Raw genomic sequence first — 18,281 nt, forward strand, 5'->3', positions numbered from 1 at the left:
CAAGCCGAATGTCCCGACCGTCCCCGTGCCTCCGCCGATACGCGGCCAAACGCCGTGGCGTCGCTCAAGGCCACGGCGCCGCGCCCGCCGCCCGAACGTCCGCCGCAGCGCCGCGCGGCGGTCCTCGGCCGAGATCGCCCCGCTCCGCCCGCCTCCGCGCGACCGCCATCGGCCCGCCACCGCACGCTTGACCTTCCCATCATGGGAAAGTTGATACTTCGGGTCATCGGCGGCATCGTCCGCCTCATCGAATCGGATGGCAGATGACAAACCTGCTCGTTCCCGCCCCATCGGTCACGACGACGCTGTTCGTCGAAGGCATGCATTGCGGCGGCTGCACGGCGCGCGTCGAGAAGGCGCTCGCCCGGGTGCCGGGCGTGACCGGCGCGACCGTGGACCTCGACGCCGGCACGGCGACCGTCGACGCGACGCCCGCCGTCGACGCGCCCCGCCTCATCGACGCGCTCGGCGCCGCCGGATACCGCGCGACGGTCGCAACGCCCCCCGCCGCGCGCCGGGATGCGGATACGCAACGCGAAGGCGCGCAAGCAGGCGACGGCGACGCCATCGCGACGGGCACGGCGACCGTGACGCTGACCGTCGGCGGGATGACTTGCGGCGGCTGCGCGCGACGCGTCGAGCAGGCGCTCCGGAAAGTGCGCGGCGTAACGGCCGCGACGGCGGATCTCGCGACGGCGCGCGCGACGGTCGGCATCGCGCGCGACGCCGATCCGCGAACGCTCGTCGCGGCCGTCGAGCAGGCCGGGTATCGCGCCGACGTGGTGCGCAACGCGCATGCGGAGGCTTCGCCGACGCCGCCCGCATGCTTGCTCGACGACGCGGCGCACTCGCCCGCGTCGCCCACGGCGCTCGCAACCGACGAAACGACTGCAACCGTCGCTCCCGCGACGCACGGCGCGGCGGCCAAGACGTTCGAATTCGACATCGACGGCATGACGTGCGCGTCATGCGCCGGCCGCGTCGAAAAAGCGCTGTCGCACCTCCCCGGCGTCACCCGCGCGACGGTCAACCTCGCCACCGAGAAAGCGACGGTCGACGCCGACGCGCATCTCGACGCCGCTCAGCTCGTCGACGCGGTAAAGCGAGCGGGCTATCGCGCATCGCCGGTGAGCAGCGACTCGGCAGCCGCATTCGCACCGCAGGAAACCGCCGCCTCCCCCGCACCGCACACGACGTTCGAATTCGACATCGACGGCATGACGTGCGCGTCATGCGCCGGCCGCGTCGAAAAAGCGCTGTCGCACATTCCCGGCGTCACCCGCGCGACGGTCAACCTCGCCACCGAGAAAGCGACGGTCGACGCCGACGCGCATCTCGACGCCGCTCAGCTCGTCGACGCGGTAAAGCGAGCGGGCTATCGCGCATCGCCGGTGAGCGCCGCGCCCGCGGCCTCCGCCGCAGCCGCACCGGCTGCACCGGCCGCCCCGACCCGCCCCGCGCCGCCCGCCGCCGAAGACCGCAAGCGCGCCGAGGCGCACCGCGAGCGCGCGCTCGTGATCGCATCCGCCGTGCTGACCGCGCCGCTCGCGCTGCCGATGTTCGCCGCGCCGTTCGGCATCGACGCCGCGCTGCCCGCCTGGCTGCAGCTCGTGCTCGCGTCGATCGTGCAGTTCGGCTTCGGCGCGCGCTTCTACCGCGCCGCGTGGCACGCGCTCAAGGCACGCGCGGGCAACATGGACCTGCTCGTCGCGCTCGGCACGTCAGCCGCGTATGGCCTGAGCATCTGGCTGATGCTGCGCGATCCCGGCCACACCGCGCATCTGTATTTCGAGGCGTCCGCGGTGATCGTCACGCTCGTGCGCTTCGGCAAATGGCTCGAAGCGCGCGCGAAGCGGCAGACCACCGATGCGATCCGCGCGCTCAACGCGCTGCGCCCCGATCGCGCGCGCATCGTCGAGCGCGGCGTCGAGCGCGACGTCCCGCTCGCGCAGGTGCGCATCGGCACCGTCGTGCGCGTGCTGCCGGGCGAGCGCGTGCCTGTCGACGGCCGGATCGAAGCGGGCATCACGCACGTCGACGAATCGCTGATCACCGGCGAGAGCCTGCCCGTGCCGAAGGAGCCGGGCGACCGCGTGACCGCCGGCTCGATCAACGGCGAAGGCGCGCTCACCGTCGCGACGACCGCGATCGGCGCCGAAACGACGCTCGCGCGCATCATCCGCCTCGTCGAATCCGCGCAGGCCGAGAAAGCGCCGATCCAGCGCCTCGTCGATCGCGTGAGCGCGGTGTTCGTGCCCGCGATCGTCGCGATCGCGCTCGTCACGTTCGCCGGCTGGCTCGTCGCGGGCGCGGGCGTCGAGACGGCGATCCTCAACGCGGTCGCGGTGCTCGTGATCGCGTGCCCGTGCGCGCTCGGCCTCGCGACGCCCGCCGCGATCATGGCGGGCACGGGCGTCGCCGCGCGGCACGGCGTGCTGATCAAGGATGCGCAGGCGCTCGAGCTCGCGCAGCGTGCGAGCATCGTCGCATTCGACAAGACGGGCACGCTGACGGAAGGCAAGCCGACCGTCACCGCGTTCGACGCGATCGGCGTTGCGCGCGCCGACGCGCTCGCACTCGCGGCCGCCGTCCAGCGCGACAGCGCGCATCCGCTCGCCCGCGCGGTCGTCGCCGCGTTCGACGCCGACGCCGACGCGCGCCGCTCGCCTCTCGCCGCCGCGCGTACCGACACGCCGCGCGCGGTCGCGGGGCGCGGCGTCGAGGCGCACGTCGACGGCCGCCTGCTCGCGCTCGGCAGCACGCGCTGGCGCGACGAGCTCGGCATCGCCGTGCCCGCCGACGTCGCGCGCCGCGCAGCGGAGCTCGAAGCGGCGGGCAACACGGTGTCGTGGCTGATGCGCGCCGATGCGCCGCGCGAGGCGCTCGCGCTCGTCGCGTTCGGCGACACGGTGAAGCCGCACGCGCGCCGCGCGATCGAACGGCTCGCGGCGCGCGGCATCAGGAGCGCGCTCGTGACGGGCGACAACCGGGGCAGCGCGGCGGCCGTCGCGGCGGCACTCGGCATCGACGAAGTCCACGCGCAAGTGCTGCCGGACGACAAGGCGCGCGTCGTCGCGCAGATGAAGGCGACGGCGGGCGACGGCGTCGTCGCGATGGTCGGCGACGGCATCAACGACGCGCCCGCGCTCGCTGCCGCCGACGTCGGCATCGCGATGGCGACGGGCACCGACGTTGCGATGCACACGGCGGGCGTCACGTTGATGCGCGGCGATCCGGCGCTCGTCGCGGATGCGGTCGACATCTCGCGCCGCACGTATCGGAAGATCCAGCAGAACCTGTTCTGGGCGTTCGTCTACAACCTGGTCGGGATTCCGCTCGCGGCGCTCGGCTGGCTGAATCCGATGATCGCCGGCGCGGCGATGGCGTTCTCGAGCGTGAGCGTCGTGACGAACGCGCTGCTGCTGCGGCGCTGGAAAGGCGACGCGCGCTGAGAGCCCGTTTGGAAATGCAAATTTCCGCCCTCGTAGCCACACTGATGTAGAGCGCTGCCTTGAAAGTAGCCCGTCGGCAAGGAATGCAGGCGTGGACCAGATGAGCTGGAATTCGCCGTTTCATCAATTTTCAAACGGGCTCTGAGCGTGAAGAGGCGCGATCCGCGCGTGAAGCGAGAGGCGCGGTTGAGCGGTTCTGCACTTTTGCGTTTGAACGTTTGAACGTTTCAGCGGTCGGCGGTCGGCGGTCGGCGGTCGGCGGTCGGCGGTCGGCGGTCGGCGGTCGGCGGTCGGCGGTCGGCGGTCAGCGCTCAGCGCTCAGCGCTCAGCGCTCAGCGCTCAGCGCTCAGCGGTCAGCACTCCGCATTCGACGTCAGCGCACCGCACACCGCTCGCCACGACCGCTCGCGACAAATCGCGACACGCCCGCGTGCGCGGCTGCGCTAGACTTCATCCATCGATAGAACGACGGCGACCGACGAACGCACCGCGCATCACGCAGCATGACCTTATCCCCTACCCACCGCAACGCCAAGCACGCGCCGGCGATCGCGACGACCTCGCGATCGCGCCGCGCCGCAAGCCATCTGCTCGCCGCGCTCGTCCTCGCGCTGGCCGGCACTCAATACGCGTACGCCGAAATCCGCTGCGGCTGGCTCCAGAACCCGACGCCCGCGAACTGGTGGCTCGACGACCGCACCGGCTCATGGACGCTCGGCACGATGGGCGGCCCCGAAGCCGAAGGAATGGATTTGATTCCCGACATGGCGGGCAAGCAGTACGTCGAGACCAACGGCCCACACGGCTATGCATGCGCGTGCCTCACCGTGATCACCGACAAGCAGGAACGCCGGATCGTGAAGGTGCTGAAAGCAAAGCAACTGCCGCTCTCGAGGTGCCGGCGCGACAAGCGGCTCAAGGAGCCGGAATAAGCGCGGGAGCAGGAACGCGCGCGGCATCGCCCAGCGGCGCGCGAATATCGAAACGCATGCGGAAACGGCGCGAATCGCATCGAGGACGAAGGCCCCTCGCGCCGCCGCCCCGCGACATCGGCAACATCGGCGGCATTCGTGCGATCCGCAATCTACGATGGCGGCGCGGCGATACGCCACGCGCGACGCGCACGCGGCGGCCGCGCGACCGCCCGCTCAAAGCGGTTCGATCGACTTGACGAACGTCGTCGTCGCGGCGGCGAAGCCGAGCTCGCTGTACAGCGCGAGCGCGGCCGTGTTGTGATTGAACACCGACAAGCCGATCTCGCTCACGCGCAATTGCCGCGCATCGTCCTCGAGCGCCTGCAGCACGCGCGTCGCCCAGCCCTGGCGGCGAAAGGCGGGCTCGATTTCGAGATCGTAGATGAAGAGCGTCCGGTGCGGCCCTTCCGCGACGACGCCATACCACAGGTGGCCGAGCACGACGCCGTCGCCGGATTCGCGCAGCGTGAGCAACACCTGGTCGTCGGTGAGGAGCCCATCGGGCAGCAGCGTGTCGATGCAGGCAAGCGCGCGCTCGTCGGCTTCGTCGGGCTCGCTCTGGCCGGATTCGATCAGATCCCGCGCATAGCCGCGCGCGGCGCGTTCCCGGTATTCGCGGAATTCCGTCTGGGTCATCGGGCGCATCTGGAGCATGCCGCACCTCTTCGAAGATGCCGGTGTATCACCCAGTGTAGCGGGCGGCGGGAGATTGCGCGAATCGGAATTCGCTCGCGAGCCGCCGGATGCGTGCGTTCGCGCTGTCGGCTCGATCGTGTTCGAGCGCGTCGATTTGCGCGCTCGGTACGCGGCCGTCCGTTTCCCATTTTTGCCGAACGCGCCGGCGGCGTCTCCGCCCATCGCTTCGCGCGATCCGCGTGCCCGCCGTGCCCACGGCCACGTCCGCCCTCTTGTTTGCCGCCTCGTTCACTGCCTCGCCCGCTGTCTCGTTCGCTGCTTCGCTCGCTGCTTCGTTCGCCGTCTAGCCCCGTTCCCACGCGATCTCGCTTTTCCTCGCCCGTCCGCCCGTCCGCCGACGAAACGGCCTCGACGTCGCGAATTCAACCGTCACACCGGCAGCGTTCCACCGCGCGAATCAATCGTCGGAACAAAATCGCCGCAGCGGATACAATCCGTCGGAAACCGGGCTCCGCGCGTCGGCACGACAACGACGACATTGCACAACGCGTCCGTTTATGGAAGGCGATCGCTCACGGCGAGCGTTTTCTCGACGCTTTTTTTCCGACAGGAACATCGATGAGCGAATGTATGGAGGTGCAGCCGGCCCGCCTGAGCCGCTTCGTTCCGATAGCAGTGGTCGTCTTTCTCGGCCTGATGGCGATGGGTATGCCGCTCGGATCTGTCCCCGCATTCGTCAACGCGAAGCTCGGATACGGAATGACGGTCGTCGGGCTCGTGATGGGCGTCGAATCCGTCGCGACGCTGCTTACGCGGCACTTCGCCGGCGTCACCGCCGACCGCAAGGGCCCCAAGATCGCCGTGACGATCGGCCTGATCGGCAGCTTCGCGTCGGGCGCGTTCTACTTCGTCGGCAGCGAATTCGCGGCGACGCCGGCGCTCGGCCTCGCGCTCGTCGTCGTCGGCCGGATCGCGATGGGCTTCGCGCAGGGCCTGCTGTTCACGGGCGGCAGCACCTGGCCGATCGGCATATTCGGCGCGAGCAACGCGGGCAAGGCGCTCTCGTGGATCGGCATCGCGATGTTCGCCGGCATTTCGGCCGGGGCGGCACTCGCCGCCGCGCTCAACGAGATGTTCGGCTTCACGATCGTCGCGCTCGCGACCGCGGTCATTCCGTTGATCGGCCTGCTCATCGCGGTGCGGCTGCCGAACGCGCACCTTGCCGCGCCCGCCGGTCACAAGGGCAGCGCGTTGCGGACGATCCGGAAAATCTGGCGGCCCGGCCTCGTGTTCGGGCTCGCGACCGTCGGCTACGTGACCGTCACGTCGTTCGTGGCGATCGCATACATGGAGAAGGGCTGGTCGGGCGCGGAATATGCGCTGTCCGCGTTCGGGATCGGCTACGTGAGCGCACGGCTGCTGCTCGGCTCGAGCACGGACAGGAACAGCTCGCCCGTGATGGCGGTGGGGATGTTGTCGATCGAGGCAGTCGGGCAACTGCTGATCTGGCAGTCGACGAGCCCGTCGATGTCGATGCTCGGCGCCGCGCTGAGCGGCTTCGGCGTGTCGATGATTTATCCGCTGCTCGCGCTCGTCGCGATTCGCGGTATCGCGCGGCACGACTTCGGGATGGCGATCGGCTTCTATGACGCATGCTTCGACATCGCGATCGGCCTGTCAGCGCCGCTTGCCGGCGTGGTCGCGAAATTCGCCGACACGTCGGCGGTGTTCGTCGTCGGCGTCGTGTGCAGCCTCGCCGCGATCGCGATGGCGATCAGGGTCTATCGCGGCGAGGCTGCGCTCCACCAAGGCGGCGAGTGAGCTGCAAGCGAGAAGCGGCGCGCGGCGGTTCGAACCGAGGCTGGCGCGGCCGCTGCCGCACCGTCGTCGATCGATCGTCGGCCGCATCACGGCGCGATCGGCGATGCACGCGACGAAAGACGCCGGTCGATCGCGGCTGGCGCAAAGGCGCGCTGCGCCGCCGGCTTTCGGCGCAGCGGCGGTTCGTTGAATTCGCCGTGACCGGGCGCGTCGTGCCTGCCGGCGCGGGCCGCCATTTCACCGGATGCGGCTTCTCATCCGCCGGCTGGCGAACGCGCGAACGGGCCGCGACCTCGCCGACGGCGTCAATCAGCGACGGATCAGGCCGATCTGAGCGACGTGCGACTTGCGCACCCGCTCCGATTCGGCGTGGCGGGCTTTGTACGAATAGTCGGCGTCGAGCGGCAGATGCGGCGACGCGAAAAGGTCTTCGATCTTTTGAAGCAGTGCGAAGATGAGGCTCATTTGCGACTCCTGTCAGCTAGCGTCTAGGGTTTTCCCTTAGATAAATTCTAGGGGTTTTCCCTAGATTTCGCTAGTGCGTCGCAGCAAAATCTCTGCGGAATGTTCGTTTTCCGCACAAATGGAACCGGCGCGTCGCGTTCTCGCAACATGCGCGCGGCATCGCGCCGCATCGGCCAGCCGTCCCTTTCCAATCAGTGGCCGCGGCCTCGGTGTGGCCGCCTGGCCGGCGTCGCGACGCCGTAAGGATGGGTCGTCAAGCGTTCCAGCTGCGCGCCGAGCTCGTCCTGGCGCTGGGTCAGCGTCGCGATCGTTGCCTCCTGGGTCGCCTGAGCGGCGACGAGTCGGTCGATGCGTTGCTGCAACGCAGCATATTCATCACGCTGCCGCGATGACTGGATCGCCTGCACGATCAGCGCGGCGATCGCCGCGAGCACGACCACCGCGAGCGCGAGCAGCAGACGGTTGACCCGGCGCATCTCCGTATCGGCCGCCCGTCGCAGATCGATAGTTTCCGATTGGAGCGCGCGGACGCGGTCGGCGAGCGGACGCAACTGGGCGTCGAGGTCGAGCGGCGCGGCGGGCGCATTCGACGGCGCGGGAGCCGCGTGCGGCTCGGCCGTCTGGCGATCGGGTGCGGGAGACGCCGACGCTCCGCCAGACGCGGGCGATCCGGAATGCGCGACAGTCGCGGGGGGATGGGGCGGATTGCCGGGATTGTCGGAATTGTCGTTGCTGACGCTATTACCGACGCCGCCGGCGCCGTTCGTCGCCCCGAATGCGTACGCGGCAGGCGTCGCATTGCCGTTTGCGTGCCGCGCGTTCGACAATTGCGACGGCGCCTGTGCGTCATCCGACGCGGCGGCGTCGCTGCGCGCCGCGGCGCTTGCCGTTCGAATCGCAACCGGCGATGCCGGCTGCAAATTCGCCGGGATCGAATCGGCTCGCTTTGGGTTCGTTGGCGCGCGATCCGCCGCGCGCTTCTTCGCGGCCGCTTCGGCGGCCCGGCCGTGTTCGGCCGATTCCTGCCGCACCGATTCCTGCCGCACCGATTCCGCCGACGCTTGGCTTCGAGCCGCTTCGCCTGTGACGGTTCGACCTCCGCTCGCCTGGCCGCGAGCTGCATCGCCTTCAGGCGTGCGGCGCGCAGGCGTGCCGCTTTCGGCCGCCTGCTTCTTGCCGTTCGCGCGACGCGAAGACGAACGGCGCGAACGGGGCGGCCGGGCGGCCGCCGCGTCGTCAGCGCCGACGTTCGGCGCCACCGGGGCCGATATGTCGACGGTGGATGCATCGCGCCGCCCAGGGGCCGCATCGGCCGATGCGGCCTCGATGGAACTCGCTGCGGTGCTTGTCGCTTCATGCGCCGAAGTCTTGTCTTGCGGGCGGTCGCCCGTCGTCTCGGCGGCGGAGCGCTCGTGCGCGCCGTCTTGCGTATGTGCGGTCGTGCTGTCAGCGAATCCGCCCAGCAGATCCGCCCGTTCGCCGACGCTTTCGGCGTCGCGCACCGTCTCACGCGCGCGACGCGCGCTTTCCGCCTTGGCGTTCGACGTCGCCGCGCCCGCCGCACGCGGCATGACGACGGCATCCGCCGTTTCTGCGATCGGCGGCGCGGCAGACGCGCTCCGCGTTGCGTCGTCCGATGTCTCGTCGGCAGGCTCGGCCATCGACACGCCCGTTTTCGTCTGGTCCGCCGATTCGTCGGCTGGAGCGCTGGCTGTCCCGTCGTTGGCCTGAGTGTTGGCCTGAGCGTTGGCCTGATCATTGGCCCAAGCGTTGGCCTGATCATCGGTACGAGCGTCAGCGTGAGCATCGGTACGAGCATCGGCCTGAGCATCGGCGCGAGCCCCTGCCCGATCATCAGCCGCCACGGCATCGGCCGCCGCCTCCACGACCGTCACGCCAGCAGCCGAGCCGCCCGCCATCCCGCCACGAGCCGCTCCCTCCGCGTCCCGCGCATGCCCCGCACGCAAGTCGGCCTCGCCGCGCGGCGAATCGAAGCCCTCAAAACTGCTTTGCTGCGCACGCCCCTGCGCATCGCGCTTCCCGTCGCCCCCCGAACCGGCAGCCGCATCGTCCGTCTGCGCGCGCGCTCCCGCGGCGGCGGCGCCGAACAGATCGAGCGTGTGCTCGTCGCGAAACGCTTCGCTCGAGGCCGCGTCACGACCGGAGCGCACCGCCGCGCGCGATTGCACGCGGCCGTTCGCCGCCGCGGCGCGCGGCCGCCGCCTGGTCGTGGACGAACGGGAGGAACGAGTACGTGAGAATGCTGCGGAATCGGTCATGGATCGTTCAGCGGCGCGCCGCACGCGCGCCGGGCATGTGCTGCGAACAATTTCGGGAAGGCCGCATTGTCTCACGCCCGCCGCGCGATCCCGTGCCTCAATCGTCCGGCAAGCCGCTCTTCTGCTCGGTGAAGCCCCTCACGCCCGGCAATTGCCGCAGCCGCGCGCACATGCTCTCGTATTCGCCGTCCGATACGCGGCTAAGCGCGATCGTCACTTCGTCGCTGTCCGCCGCATCCTCGCTCTGCTGGACGATGAAGCGCTTGACGCGCGCGCTGTCGACGCCGAGCGCCGCGTGCAGCGAATCGAACGTCAGCGTGCCGCGCTCGACCAGCAGCACGAGATGACGGCGCTGGCGCACGGTCAGGTAGCGCCGCTCGAGCGGCTTGATGCCGGCGAGGATCACGAGAATGATGATGGTCGCCGCGATCGCCGCCACGTACAGTCCGCCGCCCACCGCGAGCCCGACGGCCGCGACCGACCACAGGCTCGCCGCCGTCGTCAGCCCGCGGACGATCTCGCCGCGCAGCAGGATCGACCCCGCGCCGAGAAAGCCGATCCCCGAGACGACCTGCGCGGCCATCCGGGACGGATCGAGATCGACGTGCGCCTCGCCCAGCACGTCGGCGAAACCGAACGCCGACACGATCATGATGAGCGCCGAGCCGACGCACACGAGCATGTGCGTGCGCAGCCCCGCCGCCCACGAAAGTCGCTCGCGCTCGATGCCGATGACGCTGCCGAGCGCCGCCGCGAGAATCAGCCGCATGATGAGTTCGACGTTGTTCAGCATCCGCACTCTCCTTTTTTCGACGGCGGCGGGCCGCATGCTTTATCCTTGCCGCTCGGCCCGCATGTCCGGGGCCGCGTTCTTCCACCGTCAACCGCGTCGTCATTCGCCATGTCCGCACCCGTCTCCGCTTCCGGCCAGGCCGCTCAGTTGCGCCGCCACTTCGCGCAAGTCGTCTTGCCGCTCTGGCGCGGGCCCGGCTTCAACCAGGCGCTGCAACTGCCGTTCGAGGCCGTCGCGCCGGACACGCACGCGCCGCTGCCCGTCACCCGCTATCGCGCGATGGCGTGCGCGCGTCAATTGTTCGTGTTCTCGCACGCGGGCGACGCCGAGCACGCGCACGCGCTCTTCGCCGCATTGTGCCGCCACTTTCGCGATCCTCGCCACGACGGCTGGTTTTTCAGCGTCGACGCGCAGGGCGCGCCGCTCGATCGCACCAAGGATCTGTATACGCACGCGTTCGTCGTGTTCGCGTGCGCCGAGTACTTCGCGGCGTTCGGCAATCGCGACGCGCGCGAGGTCGCGCAGCGCACGGCGGCGCTGATCGGCGAGCGCTTCGCGCCGGCGCCCGGCAGCGCGCTGCTCGATTCGGCACGCGGCGAGGACTTCGCCGCGACGGCAGGCGGCCCGCTGCAGAATCCGCTGATGCATCTGACGGAAGGCTGGCTCGCCGCGAGCCGCGCGTTCGGCGACGCCGCGTTCGACGACGCGCTGCTGCGCACCGCGCAGGCGGTCGAGCGCACGTTCGTCGATCCGCGTACCGGCTGCGTCGCGGAGCTGCCGCTCGGCAGCGCCGACAATCGTTTCGAGCCCGGCCATCAGTTCGAATGGTTCTATCTCGTCAACGCGGCGGGCGCGCGGCTCGCGGCGACGGGCCTGCCCGACGCGCTCGCGCGTGCGTACGCGTTCGCGCAGCGGCACGGCGTCGATCCGGGCACGGGCGGCGTCCGCGCGGCGACCGACGAGCACGGCGCATGCATCGACGGCACGCAGCGCATCTGGGCGCAGACCGAATATCTGCGCGCGCTCGCGACGCACGGCGGCGAGCCGGACGCGCTCGCCCGTCAGATCGCCCGCTTCGCCGAGCGATTCCTGCATCCGCGCGGCTGGTACGAGTGCAAGACCGCGCAGGGCGACGTGTCGCGCGCGGACATGCCGTCGACGACGCCGTATCACCTCGCGACCGCGTACGCATCGCTGCCTGCGGATGCTTGATGCTTGATGCTTGATGCTTGATGCGCGGGGCGCGGGGCGCGGGGCGCGGCGAAGGCGCCTCGGCGCGAGAGGCCGATGTGCCGCGCCGCCGTGCGCGCCCGCGCATTTGCGTCGGCGCAGTCGCGATTTCATATCGCAAAGCCTGCAGGTGTGTTCATGCGCCTCTCGCATCGAGCATCGAGCATCGAGCATCGAGCATCGAGCATCGAGCATCGAGCATCGAGCATCGAGCATCGAGCTCCGGACCCGGCTCCGAGTCCCGAGTTCCCGGTTCGGAAACCTGAACCCCGAGTTTCGCGCTCCGTGCTCCACGTCTCGACCATCAAGCCGCAAGTTCCGAATTCCGCGCTCCCAACCGAGCTCCCAACCGAGCCCCCCAAGCTCGCGGCATCGAGCCCCGGAAAACGAATCCCCCCAACCGCCGAATCCCCCGCCGCGCACGACTCGGCTCTCCGCTAAAGCGTCGCCTGCCGCACGTACCGCACGAACGCGCGCACGGCAGGCGCCTTCTCGTGCTTCCGGTACGCGAGCGCGACTTCCGACGGAATCGGCTTGCCCTCGATCGGCCGATACGCGACGCCCGGCAGCGAGACGCAGCCGACGAGCGCCTGCGGCACGACCGCGACGAATCCGCTGACCGACACGTACGCCAACACCGCGACAAGCGCGCCCGGCCGCGCAGCGACGATCGGCTCGAAACGCCCGCGGCGCGCGACTTCGAGCGTGCCGAGCGCCTGCTCGGGCACGACGAAGCGCTCGCCCGCGAGCGCGGCCGGCCGGATCGATTCGCCCGCCGCGAGCGGCGAATGCGCGGGCAACGCCGCGACGAACACGTCGCGATGCACGGTGTGCGTCAGCACGCCGTCCGGCAACGGCAGCGGCGGACGCACGTACGCGACGTCGAGCGTGCCCGCGTCGAGTTGCGCGGCGACGGCGCCCATCGAGACCTCCCGCACGTCCACGCTGATGCCCGCATGCGCGTCGCGAAACGCGCCGATCGTGCGTTGCAGCACGCCCGAGTACGCCGCCGACGACACGTACCCGACCTCGATCCGCCCGATCTCGCCGCGCTCGGCGAGCGCCGCCAGCTCCCGGCCGCGCGCGAGATGCGCGAGCGCCGCCTCGGCCTGGCCGACGTACACGGCGCCCGCCGCGCTCAGCGCGACCGAGCGCCGCGTGCGATGAAACAGCCGCACGCCGAGCAGCCGCTCCGCGTCCTGGATGAGCCGCGTCAGCGCGGGCGGCGCGATGTCGAGCTCGTCCGCCGCGCGGGCGAAGTGCAAATGCCGGGCGACGCAGAGAAATGCGCGGACGTGACGCAGTTCGAGGCGATCCATTTATTGCTCCACGATGCAATAAAGATGAATTTCTATATCAATGACGTGCAATAGGCGACCAGCCTAACATGCCGTTCTCCCTTCGCGTCACGGTGTCCGGCATGCACGATTCGCCTTCTCGATCCGCTCCGATGGAGCCCATCCTTCATGTGCCGGGGTCGCCCGCCGCACCCACGCCCGCGATCACGCCCGCCCCCGCGCCCATTGCCGCGCCGGGCTCCGCCGCGCCCCCGCGCGCGCACCGCAGCACCGCCTGGCGCGCGCTCGCGACCGCCTCCGCGACCTGCTCGCTGATCGTGCTCGACACCAACGTCGTCGCGGTGTCGCTGCCGTCGATCGCCCGCACGTTCCACGCGAGCTTCGCGGACATCGAATGGGTGGTGAGCGCGTACATGACCGCGTTCGCCGCGTGCCTGCTGCCGGCGGGCGGCCTCGCCGACCGCGCGGGCCGCAAGCGCGTGCTGCTCGCCGGGCTCGCGGTGTTCTTCGTCGCGTCGCTCGGCTGCGGGCTCGCGCCGTCGGCCGTGTTCCTCAACGTCGCGCGCGCGGTCAAGGGCGTCGGCGCCGCGATGCTGCTCACGTCGGCGCTCGCCGTGATCGCCAACCGCTTCCCCGACGGCCGCGACCGCGCGCGCGCATGGGCGATCTGGGGGATGTGCATGGGGATCGCGACGACGATCGCGCCGCTCGTCGGCGGCGCGATCGCGCAATGGATCGGGTGGCGCTGGATCTTCCTGCTGAACCTGCCGGTGTGCATCGCGCTCGCCGTGGCGGTTCGCGCGACGATCGACGAATCGCGCGACCCGCACGCGAAGCGCATCGACGTGCCGGGCAGCGTGCTGTTCGGCTCGGCGCTCGCGATCGGCATCTGGGCGCTGATCGACGCGCCGTCGCTCGGCTGGTCGGCGCCCGGCACGCTCGCGCGCTTCGCGGCGAGCGCGGCGCTCGTCGTGGCGTTCGTCGGCGTCGAGCGCTGGCAGCGGCGCCCGATGATCGACCTCGCGCTGTTCGGCGAACCGCGCTTCGTCGGCGCGCTGCTCGCGATGTTCGGCTACGCGGCGTGCGCGCAGGTGATGATGACTTTCCTGCCGCTCTATCTGCAGATCGGCTTCGGGATGTCCGCGATCGACGCGGGGCTCGGCATGCTGCCGTTCGCGCTCGCGATGGTCGTCGGGCCGTCGCTCGGCGCGGCGCTGTCGGCGCGCGCGCCGGCCGCGACCGTGCTCGGCTGCGGGCTCGCGCTGATCGGCATCGGGAATTTCGCGACCGCGGCGTTCGCGGGCGCGTCGCATTACGGCCTCGTCGCGCTCGGCATGCTGATCACCGGATGCGGCGCGGGCATCCTGAACGGCGACACGCAAAAGGCGATCATGGCGTGCGTGCCGCCGGAGCGGACCGGGATGGCGTCGGGCATCAGCACCACGACGCGCTTTTCCGCGATCGTGACGTCGGTCGGCGTGCTCGGCGCCGTGCTCGCCGCGCGGACCCACGCGGCGCTCGCCGAACGCGTCGCGCACACGCCGGACCTGCTCGGCGCGCTCGACGCGCGCTTCATGTCGAGCCTGCTCGCGGGCGACCTCGCGCAGGCGTTACGCAGCCTCTCGCCGCATGCCGGCGCGGCGCTCGCGCGGATCGCGCCGTCCGGCTTCGCGAGCGGCTTTTCGGTCGCGCTGTGCGTGAGCGGCGCATTCGCGCTCGCGGCGGCCGTCGCGGTGCGGCTGCTCGTCGGCGCGACGCCGAAGCGGGCCGCGTGAACGCGCCGCTGTCGCGGCCCGAGCGGAGCGACGGATGAGGCAAGGCCCGTGCCGCTCACGTGCCTCGCACCACGCACCACGCACCACGCGCCTCGCACCACGCACCTCGCGCCTCGCACCACGCGCCTCGCACCTCGCGCCTCGCACCTCGCGCCTCGCACCTCGCGCCTCGCACCTCGCACCTCGCACCTCGCGCCTCGCACCTCGCGCCTCGCACCTCGCACCTCGCGCCTCGCACCTCGCGCCTCGCACCTCGCGCCTCGCGCCTCGCGCCCGGCTCGCTCGACGCTACGCGCCCGCGAGCCGCGGCTCGGCCGCATCGGCGCGCGTCGCGGCGCCGGCCGGCCGGCGTCCGCGCGCGTCGCCCAGCTCGAACACCGAAACCGACCGCTGCAACTGCTCGGTCTGCTCGTTCAGCGACCCGGCCGCCGCCGCGACTTCCTCGACAAGCGCCGCGTTCTGCTGCGTCAACTGCTCCATCTGCGTGACGGCCTGATTCACCTGCTCGATCCCCGCGCTCTGCTCGATCGATGCAGCCGTGATCTCGGTCATCGTCTGCGCGACCCGCCCGATCGACGCCGACACCGAGCGCATCGCCTCGCCCGCCCGCTCGACGAGTTCGGAGCCGCCGTCGATCTGCGCGACCGATTCCTCGATCAGCGCCTTGATCTCCTTCGCCGACTGCGCGCTGCGCTGCGCGAGCGAGCGCACCTCGCCCGCGACCACTGCGAAGCCGCGCCCTTCCTCACCCGCGCGCGCCGCCTCGACGGCCGCGTTCAACGCGAGAATGTTGGTCTGGAACGCGATGCCGTCGATCACCGCGATGATCTCGGCGATCCGGCCCGAGCTGTGCGCGATCGCGTGCATCTTGTCGATCACGTCGTCGACGATCGCGCCGCCGTTCTTCGTCGTCTGCAACGCATCGTCGGCGAGCGCGCTCGCCGCGCGCGCGCTGTCGCTGTTCTGCCGCACGGTTGCGGTCAGCTCCTCCATGCTCGCCGCCGTTTCCTCGAGCGACGCGGCCTGGCTCGACGTGCGCGCGGACAGATCCGCGTTGCCGCTCGCGATCTCGGCCGCGCCGAGGTGGATCGCGTTCGACGCGTTGCGCACGGTGCGCACGGTCCCCGCGACGCTCGCCTGCATGTCGGCGAGCCCGCGCAGCAGGCGCTCGATTTCATGGACGCCGTGCGGCGTCACCTTCTCGTCGAGACGGCCGCGCGCCATCTGGTCGAAGTGCACGCACGCCTGCGCGAGCGGCGCGACCACCGCGCGCCGCGCGACGACGTAGATCCCGGCGATGCACGCGAGCATCAGCACGAGCAGCACCACGCCGACGGTCTCGAACCAGCGCATCCCGGTGTCGATCATGCCGAGCGCGTGCTGGCTCGTCCGGCCGCTGAAGTCCGAGAACGTGCGCAGTTCGCCGAGATAGGTGTCCTGGATCTCCTGCGTCGGCTGGTCGAAGAACGCCTGCATGTTGTTGGTTTCGAGGAACCGCACGAGATCGACGAGCGCCGCGTGGTACTTGCGGTAGCGGTCGGTGAGCGCCGCCGCGCGCTCGGTGTTCTCGGCGCTGATCGTCGGCGCGGCGGTGAAGTCGGCGAACGCGCGATCGGCGAGCGTGAGCTGGTCGCGCACGTGCTGGAGCGTCTCGGTGGGCATCGGATCGCCCTTCACCATCCGCGTGCTGGCGCGGGACAGGTTGGTGCGGGCGTCGAGCATGTGCTGGGTCGCGACGGTCGCGGCATCGACCTGCTTGATCGCGACGTTGGACAAATCGTCGACGTTGCTGCGCGACGCGGACAGCGACCAGAAGCCGAGCCCCTCGACCGCGATCAGAAACAGGCAGAACACGACGAGCACGCCGAGCAGCCCGGATGCGAGCTTGATTTTGCTGAACATGAATTTCCGTTAGAGCCAAGAAGAGATACTGCCTTGGCTTTAGCGGCATTTCGGCGGCGGACTTGAGCGATCACGCATGCGGCGTAGGGACTCTTCGATCGCTCGAGGCCCGCCGGACAAGCCGAGCGAGCCGAACGAGGCGCGGGCGAGCCCGCCCGCGCGGGCCGCCCTACGTCGACGCCGGCAGGCCCAGCAGGCGCTCCAGATCCTGCATCAGCGCGTGCCGGCGCTGCGTCTCCTGCTCGTAGGCTCGCGCGGCCGCTTCGATGTCGCTGCCGCAATGCGGGCAGGTGCGCTCGCTCGGGTACACGTAGCCGTCGCAGTTGCGGCACAGCTTCAGCCTCGGCGGCACGCGCCCGACGTCCGGCGAGCGCTTGCCCCTGTTCTTCCACGCGAGCTCGATCACCTGCCCCGAGCGGACGATGCTCGACACCGGCTCGCCGTCTTCGATGCGCTCGGTCACGAGATCGAAGCGGCCCACCGCGAACGACGCCGGGCCCGCGTCCTGCACCTTCGCGATCCGCTCGCGCAGGCCCTGTTTCCGCAGCTCGAGCACGCGATAGTGGCAGTACGGATTGTTGCCCGGCTTGCCGAGCAGCGAATGCGACGTCCACGTGCATCCGCCGCGGCATACGTCCGCGTAATAGCAACTGCGGCAAAAGCCCCACAGATCGTCGACCGAGCGCAACCGGCCGAAATGGATGCCTTCGCTCGTGCGCCAGATGTCCTCGAGCGACAGGTCGCGCACGTTGCCGCCCGAGAAGCCGACCGTCGCGAGCGACGGGCATCCCTTCACGGTGCCGTCCGCTTCGAGCGCGATCACGGTCTGGCCGGCCGCGCAGCCGCTCCAGTGCACGCGCTCGTCGCCGAAGCCGCGCCACAGATGCTCGTACGGGCCGTAATAGCCGATGTTGTTGCCGACGTTCATCAGCAGGCCCCGGCTCAGGCCGTCCGTATACAGCTTCGCGAGGAGCGGCATCAGTTCGGCCAGCCGGTACGGCTGCAGCAGCAGTTCGTCGTTGTCGACCGCGTTGCCCATCGCGACCGTCAACTGAATCTGCCAGTGCGTCGCGCCGAGCTCGATGATCGTGTCCATCAGCGCGGGCAGGTCCGCCATCGTCTGCGCGCCGATCTGCGTGTTGACGCTCACCGCGAGGCCCGCGTCGCGCGCGCGGCGCAGCGTGTCGACGGCGCGATCGAACGCGCCCGGCACGTTGCGCACCTTGTCGTGCAGCGGCGCGAGCCCGTCGAGCGACACGCCCACGCCGTTCAGGCCGGCCTCGACCGCTTGCGCGAGGCGCTTCGGCGTCAGGTTGCGGCCGCCCGTCTGGATCGCGCAATACATGCCGTGCGAGCGGATCGCGCGGATCAGCTGCGTCCAGTCCTTGCGCAGATACGCCTCGCCGCCGATCATCGACACCTCGCGCGTGCCGAGCCGCGCGAGCGCGTCGATCACCTCGAGGCATTCGGCGGTGCTCAGCTCGTTCGTCCGCCGGCGGCCGGCCCGCGAGCCGCAGTGCAGGCATTTGAGATCGCAGGCGAGCGTGATTTCCCAAACGGCATGAACCGGGACGAAGCGTTGATAGTCGCGGTCGACCAGGTAGCGGGCCGGGCGCGCGTCCAGTGTGCTCATGTCGATGTCTCCTCGTGGGGCAG

12 protein-coding genes are annotated in these 18,281 nt (G+C 70.4%); 5 read left to right on the plus strand and 7 right to left on the minus strand.

Annotated elements, in window-relative coordinates:
- The first annotated feature begins 263 nt into the window (after positions 1 to 263).
- Together WS91_RS29935 and WS91_RS29940 are read left to right on the plus strand one after the other, a co-directional pair.
- Complete coding sequence (locus tag WS91_RS29935; RefSeq protein WP_082758415.1) at positions 264 to 3,452, plus strand: heavy metal translocating P-type ATPase; 3,189 nt, start codon at positions 264 to 266, stop codon at positions 3,450 to 3,452.
- Between the two features lie 503 nt (positions 3,453 to 3,955).
- Positions 3,956 to 4,384, plus strand: coding sequence for a DUF4087 domain-containing protein (locus tag WS91_RS29940; RefSeq protein WP_052145207.1), 429 nt, complete (start codon positions 3,956 to 3,958; stop codon positions 4,382 to 4,384).
- Positions 4,385 to 4,600: 216 nt separating this feature from the next.
- On the opposite strand, the gene WS91_RS29945 is transcribed toward WS91_RS29940, so the two are convergent.
- Complete coding sequence (locus WS91_RS29945) at positions 4,601 to 5,080, minus strand: GNAT family N-acetyltransferase (RefSeq protein WP_038754713.1); 480 nt, start codon at positions 5,078 to 5,080, stop codon at positions 4,601 to 4,603.
- A gap of 600 nt (positions 5,081 to 5,680) precedes the next feature.
- Here WS91_RS29945 and WS91_RS29955 point away from each other — a divergent pair.
- On the plus strand, positions 5,681 to 6,883 hold the full coding sequence (locus tag WS91_RS29955; RefSeq protein ID WP_082758420.1) for an MFS transporter: 1,203 nt from the start codon (positions 5,681 to 5,683) through the stop codon (positions 6,881 to 6,883).
- 309 nt (positions 6,884 to 7,192) lie between these two features.
- Here the strand turns inward: WS91_RS29955 and WS91_RS37035 are convergent, their stop codons facing one another.
- The 3 genes from WS91_RS37035 to WS91_RS29965 form a co-directional block, all read right to left on the minus strand.
- Entirely contained in the window at positions 7,193 to 7,348 is a 156-nt protein-coding gene (locus WS91_RS37035; RefSeq protein WP_162836180.1) for a hypothetical protein, read from the minus strand.
- Positions 7,349 to 7,539: 191 nt separating this feature from the next.
- Entirely contained in the window at positions 7,540 to 9,627 is a 2,088-nt protein-coding gene (locus WS91_RS29960; RefSeq protein WP_156432560.1) for a hypothetical protein, read from the minus strand.
- Between the two features lie 97 nt (positions 9,628 to 9,724).
- Positions 9,725 to 10,420 carry an MgtC/SapB family protein gene (locus WS91_RS29965; RefSeq protein WP_038754708.1) on the minus strand — a complete coding sequence of 232 codons (696 nt, stop codon included), beginning with the start codon at positions 10,418 to 10,420 and terminating at the stop codon, positions 9,725 to 9,727.
- 108 nt (positions 10,421 to 10,528) lie between these two features.
- Here WS91_RS29965 and WS91_RS29970 point away from each other — a divergent pair, with 108 nt between their 5' ends.
- Positions 10,529 to 11,632, plus strand: a complete 1,104-nt coding sequence (locus WS91_RS29970; RefSeq protein WP_038754705.1) for an AGE family epimerase/isomerase — start codon at positions 10,529 to 10,531, stop codon at positions 11,630 to 11,632.
- 455 nt (positions 11,633 to 12,087) lie between these two features.
- Here the strand turns inward: WS91_RS29970 and WS91_RS29975 are convergent, their stop codons facing one another.
- A complete protein-coding gene (locus WS91_RS29975; protein WP_059671556.1) occupies positions 12,088 to 12,969 on the minus strand; it encodes a LysR family transcriptional regulator in 882 nt (293 codons plus the stop codon).
- A gap of 131 nt (positions 12,970 to 13,100) precedes the next feature.
- Between WS91_RS29975 and WS91_RS29980 the strand changes: the two genes are divergently transcribed.
- Positions 13,101 to 14,723 carry an MFS transporter gene (locus WS91_RS29980; protein WP_226383185.1) on the plus strand — a complete coding sequence of 541 codons (1,623 nt, stop codon included), beginning with the start codon at positions 13,101 to 13,103 and terminating at the stop codon, positions 14,721 to 14,723.
- A 288-nt stretch (positions 14,724 to 15,011) separates the two neighbouring features.
- On the opposite strand, the gene WS91_RS29985 is transcribed toward WS91_RS29980, so the two are convergent.
- Both WS91_RS29985 and WS91_RS29990 read right to left on the minus strand, forming a co-directional pair.
- Entirely contained in the window at positions 15,012 to 16,625 is a 1,614-nt protein-coding gene (locus tag WS91_RS29985; RefSeq protein WP_038754699.1) for a methyl-accepting chemotaxis protein, read from the minus strand.
- A gap of 169 nt (positions 16,626 to 16,794) precedes the next feature.
- Entirely contained in the window at positions 16,795 to 18,258 is a 1,464-nt protein-coding gene (locus WS91_RS29990; RefSeq protein WP_038754696.1) for a GDL motif peptide-associated radical SAM/SPASM maturase, read from the minus strand.
- Positions 18,259 to 18,281 lie beyond the last annotated feature (23 nt).

Origin of the sequence: Burkholderia sp. MSMB1498 (genome assembly GCF_001526245.1) — a bacterium.
Lineage (GTDB): Bacteria > Pseudomonadota > Gammaproteobacteria > Burkholderiales > Burkholderiaceae > Burkholderia > Burkholderia savannae.

What these genes read in the sequence shown, in the direction of transcription:
- WS91_RS29960 (WP_156432560.1), bottom strand. Translation starts at nt 9,627, where the DNA reads ATGACCGATTCCGCAGCATTCTCACGTACTCGTTCCTCCCGTTCGTCC.
- WS91_RS29965 (WP_038754708.1), bottom strand. Translation starts at nt 10,420, where the DNA reads ATGCTGAACAACGTCGAACTCATCATGCGGCTGATTCTCGCGGCGGCG.
- WS91_RS29975 (WP_059671556.1), bottom strand. Translation starts at nt 12,969, where the DNA reads ATGGATCGCCTCGAACTGCGTCACGTCCGCGCATTTCTCTGCGTCGCC.
- WS91_RS29970 (WP_038754705.1), top strand. Translation starts at nt 10,529, where the DNA reads ATGTCCGCACCCGTCTCCGCTTCCGGCCAGGCCGCTCAGTTGCGCCGC.
- WS91_RS29990 (WP_038754696.1), bottom strand. Translation starts at nt 18,258, where the DNA reads ATGAGCACACTGGACGCGCGCCCGGCCCGCTACCTGGTCGACCGCGAC.
- WS91_RS29955 (WP_082758420.1), top strand. Translation starts at nt 5,681, where the DNA reads ATGAGCGAATGTATGGAGGTGCAGCCGGCCCGCCTGAGCCGCTTCGTT.
- WS91_RS29985 (WP_038754699.1), bottom strand. Translation starts at nt 16,625, where the DNA reads ATGTTCAGCAAAATCAAGCTCGCATCCGGGCTGCTCGGCGTGCTCGTC.
- WS91_RS29940 (WP_052145207.1), top strand. Translation starts at nt 3,956, where the DNA reads ATGACCTTATCCCCTACCCACCGCAACGCCAAGCACGCGCCGGCGATC.
- WS91_RS29945 (WP_038754713.1), bottom strand. Translation starts at nt 5,080, where the DNA reads ATGCTCCAGATGCGCCCGATGACCCAGACGGAATTCCGCGAATACCGG.
- WS91_RS37035 (WP_162836180.1), bottom strand. Translation starts at nt 7,348, where the DNA reads ATGAGCCTCATCTTCGCACTGCTTCAAAAGATCGAAGACCTTTTCGCG.
- WS91_RS29980 (WP_226383185.1), top strand. Translation starts at nt 13,101, where the DNA reads ATGGAGCCCATCCTTCATGTGCCGGGGTCGCCCGCCGCACCCACGCCC.
- WS91_RS29935 (WP_082758415.1), top strand. Translation starts at nt 264, where the DNA reads ATGACAAACCTGCTCGTTCCCGCCCCATCGGTCACGACGACGCTGTTC.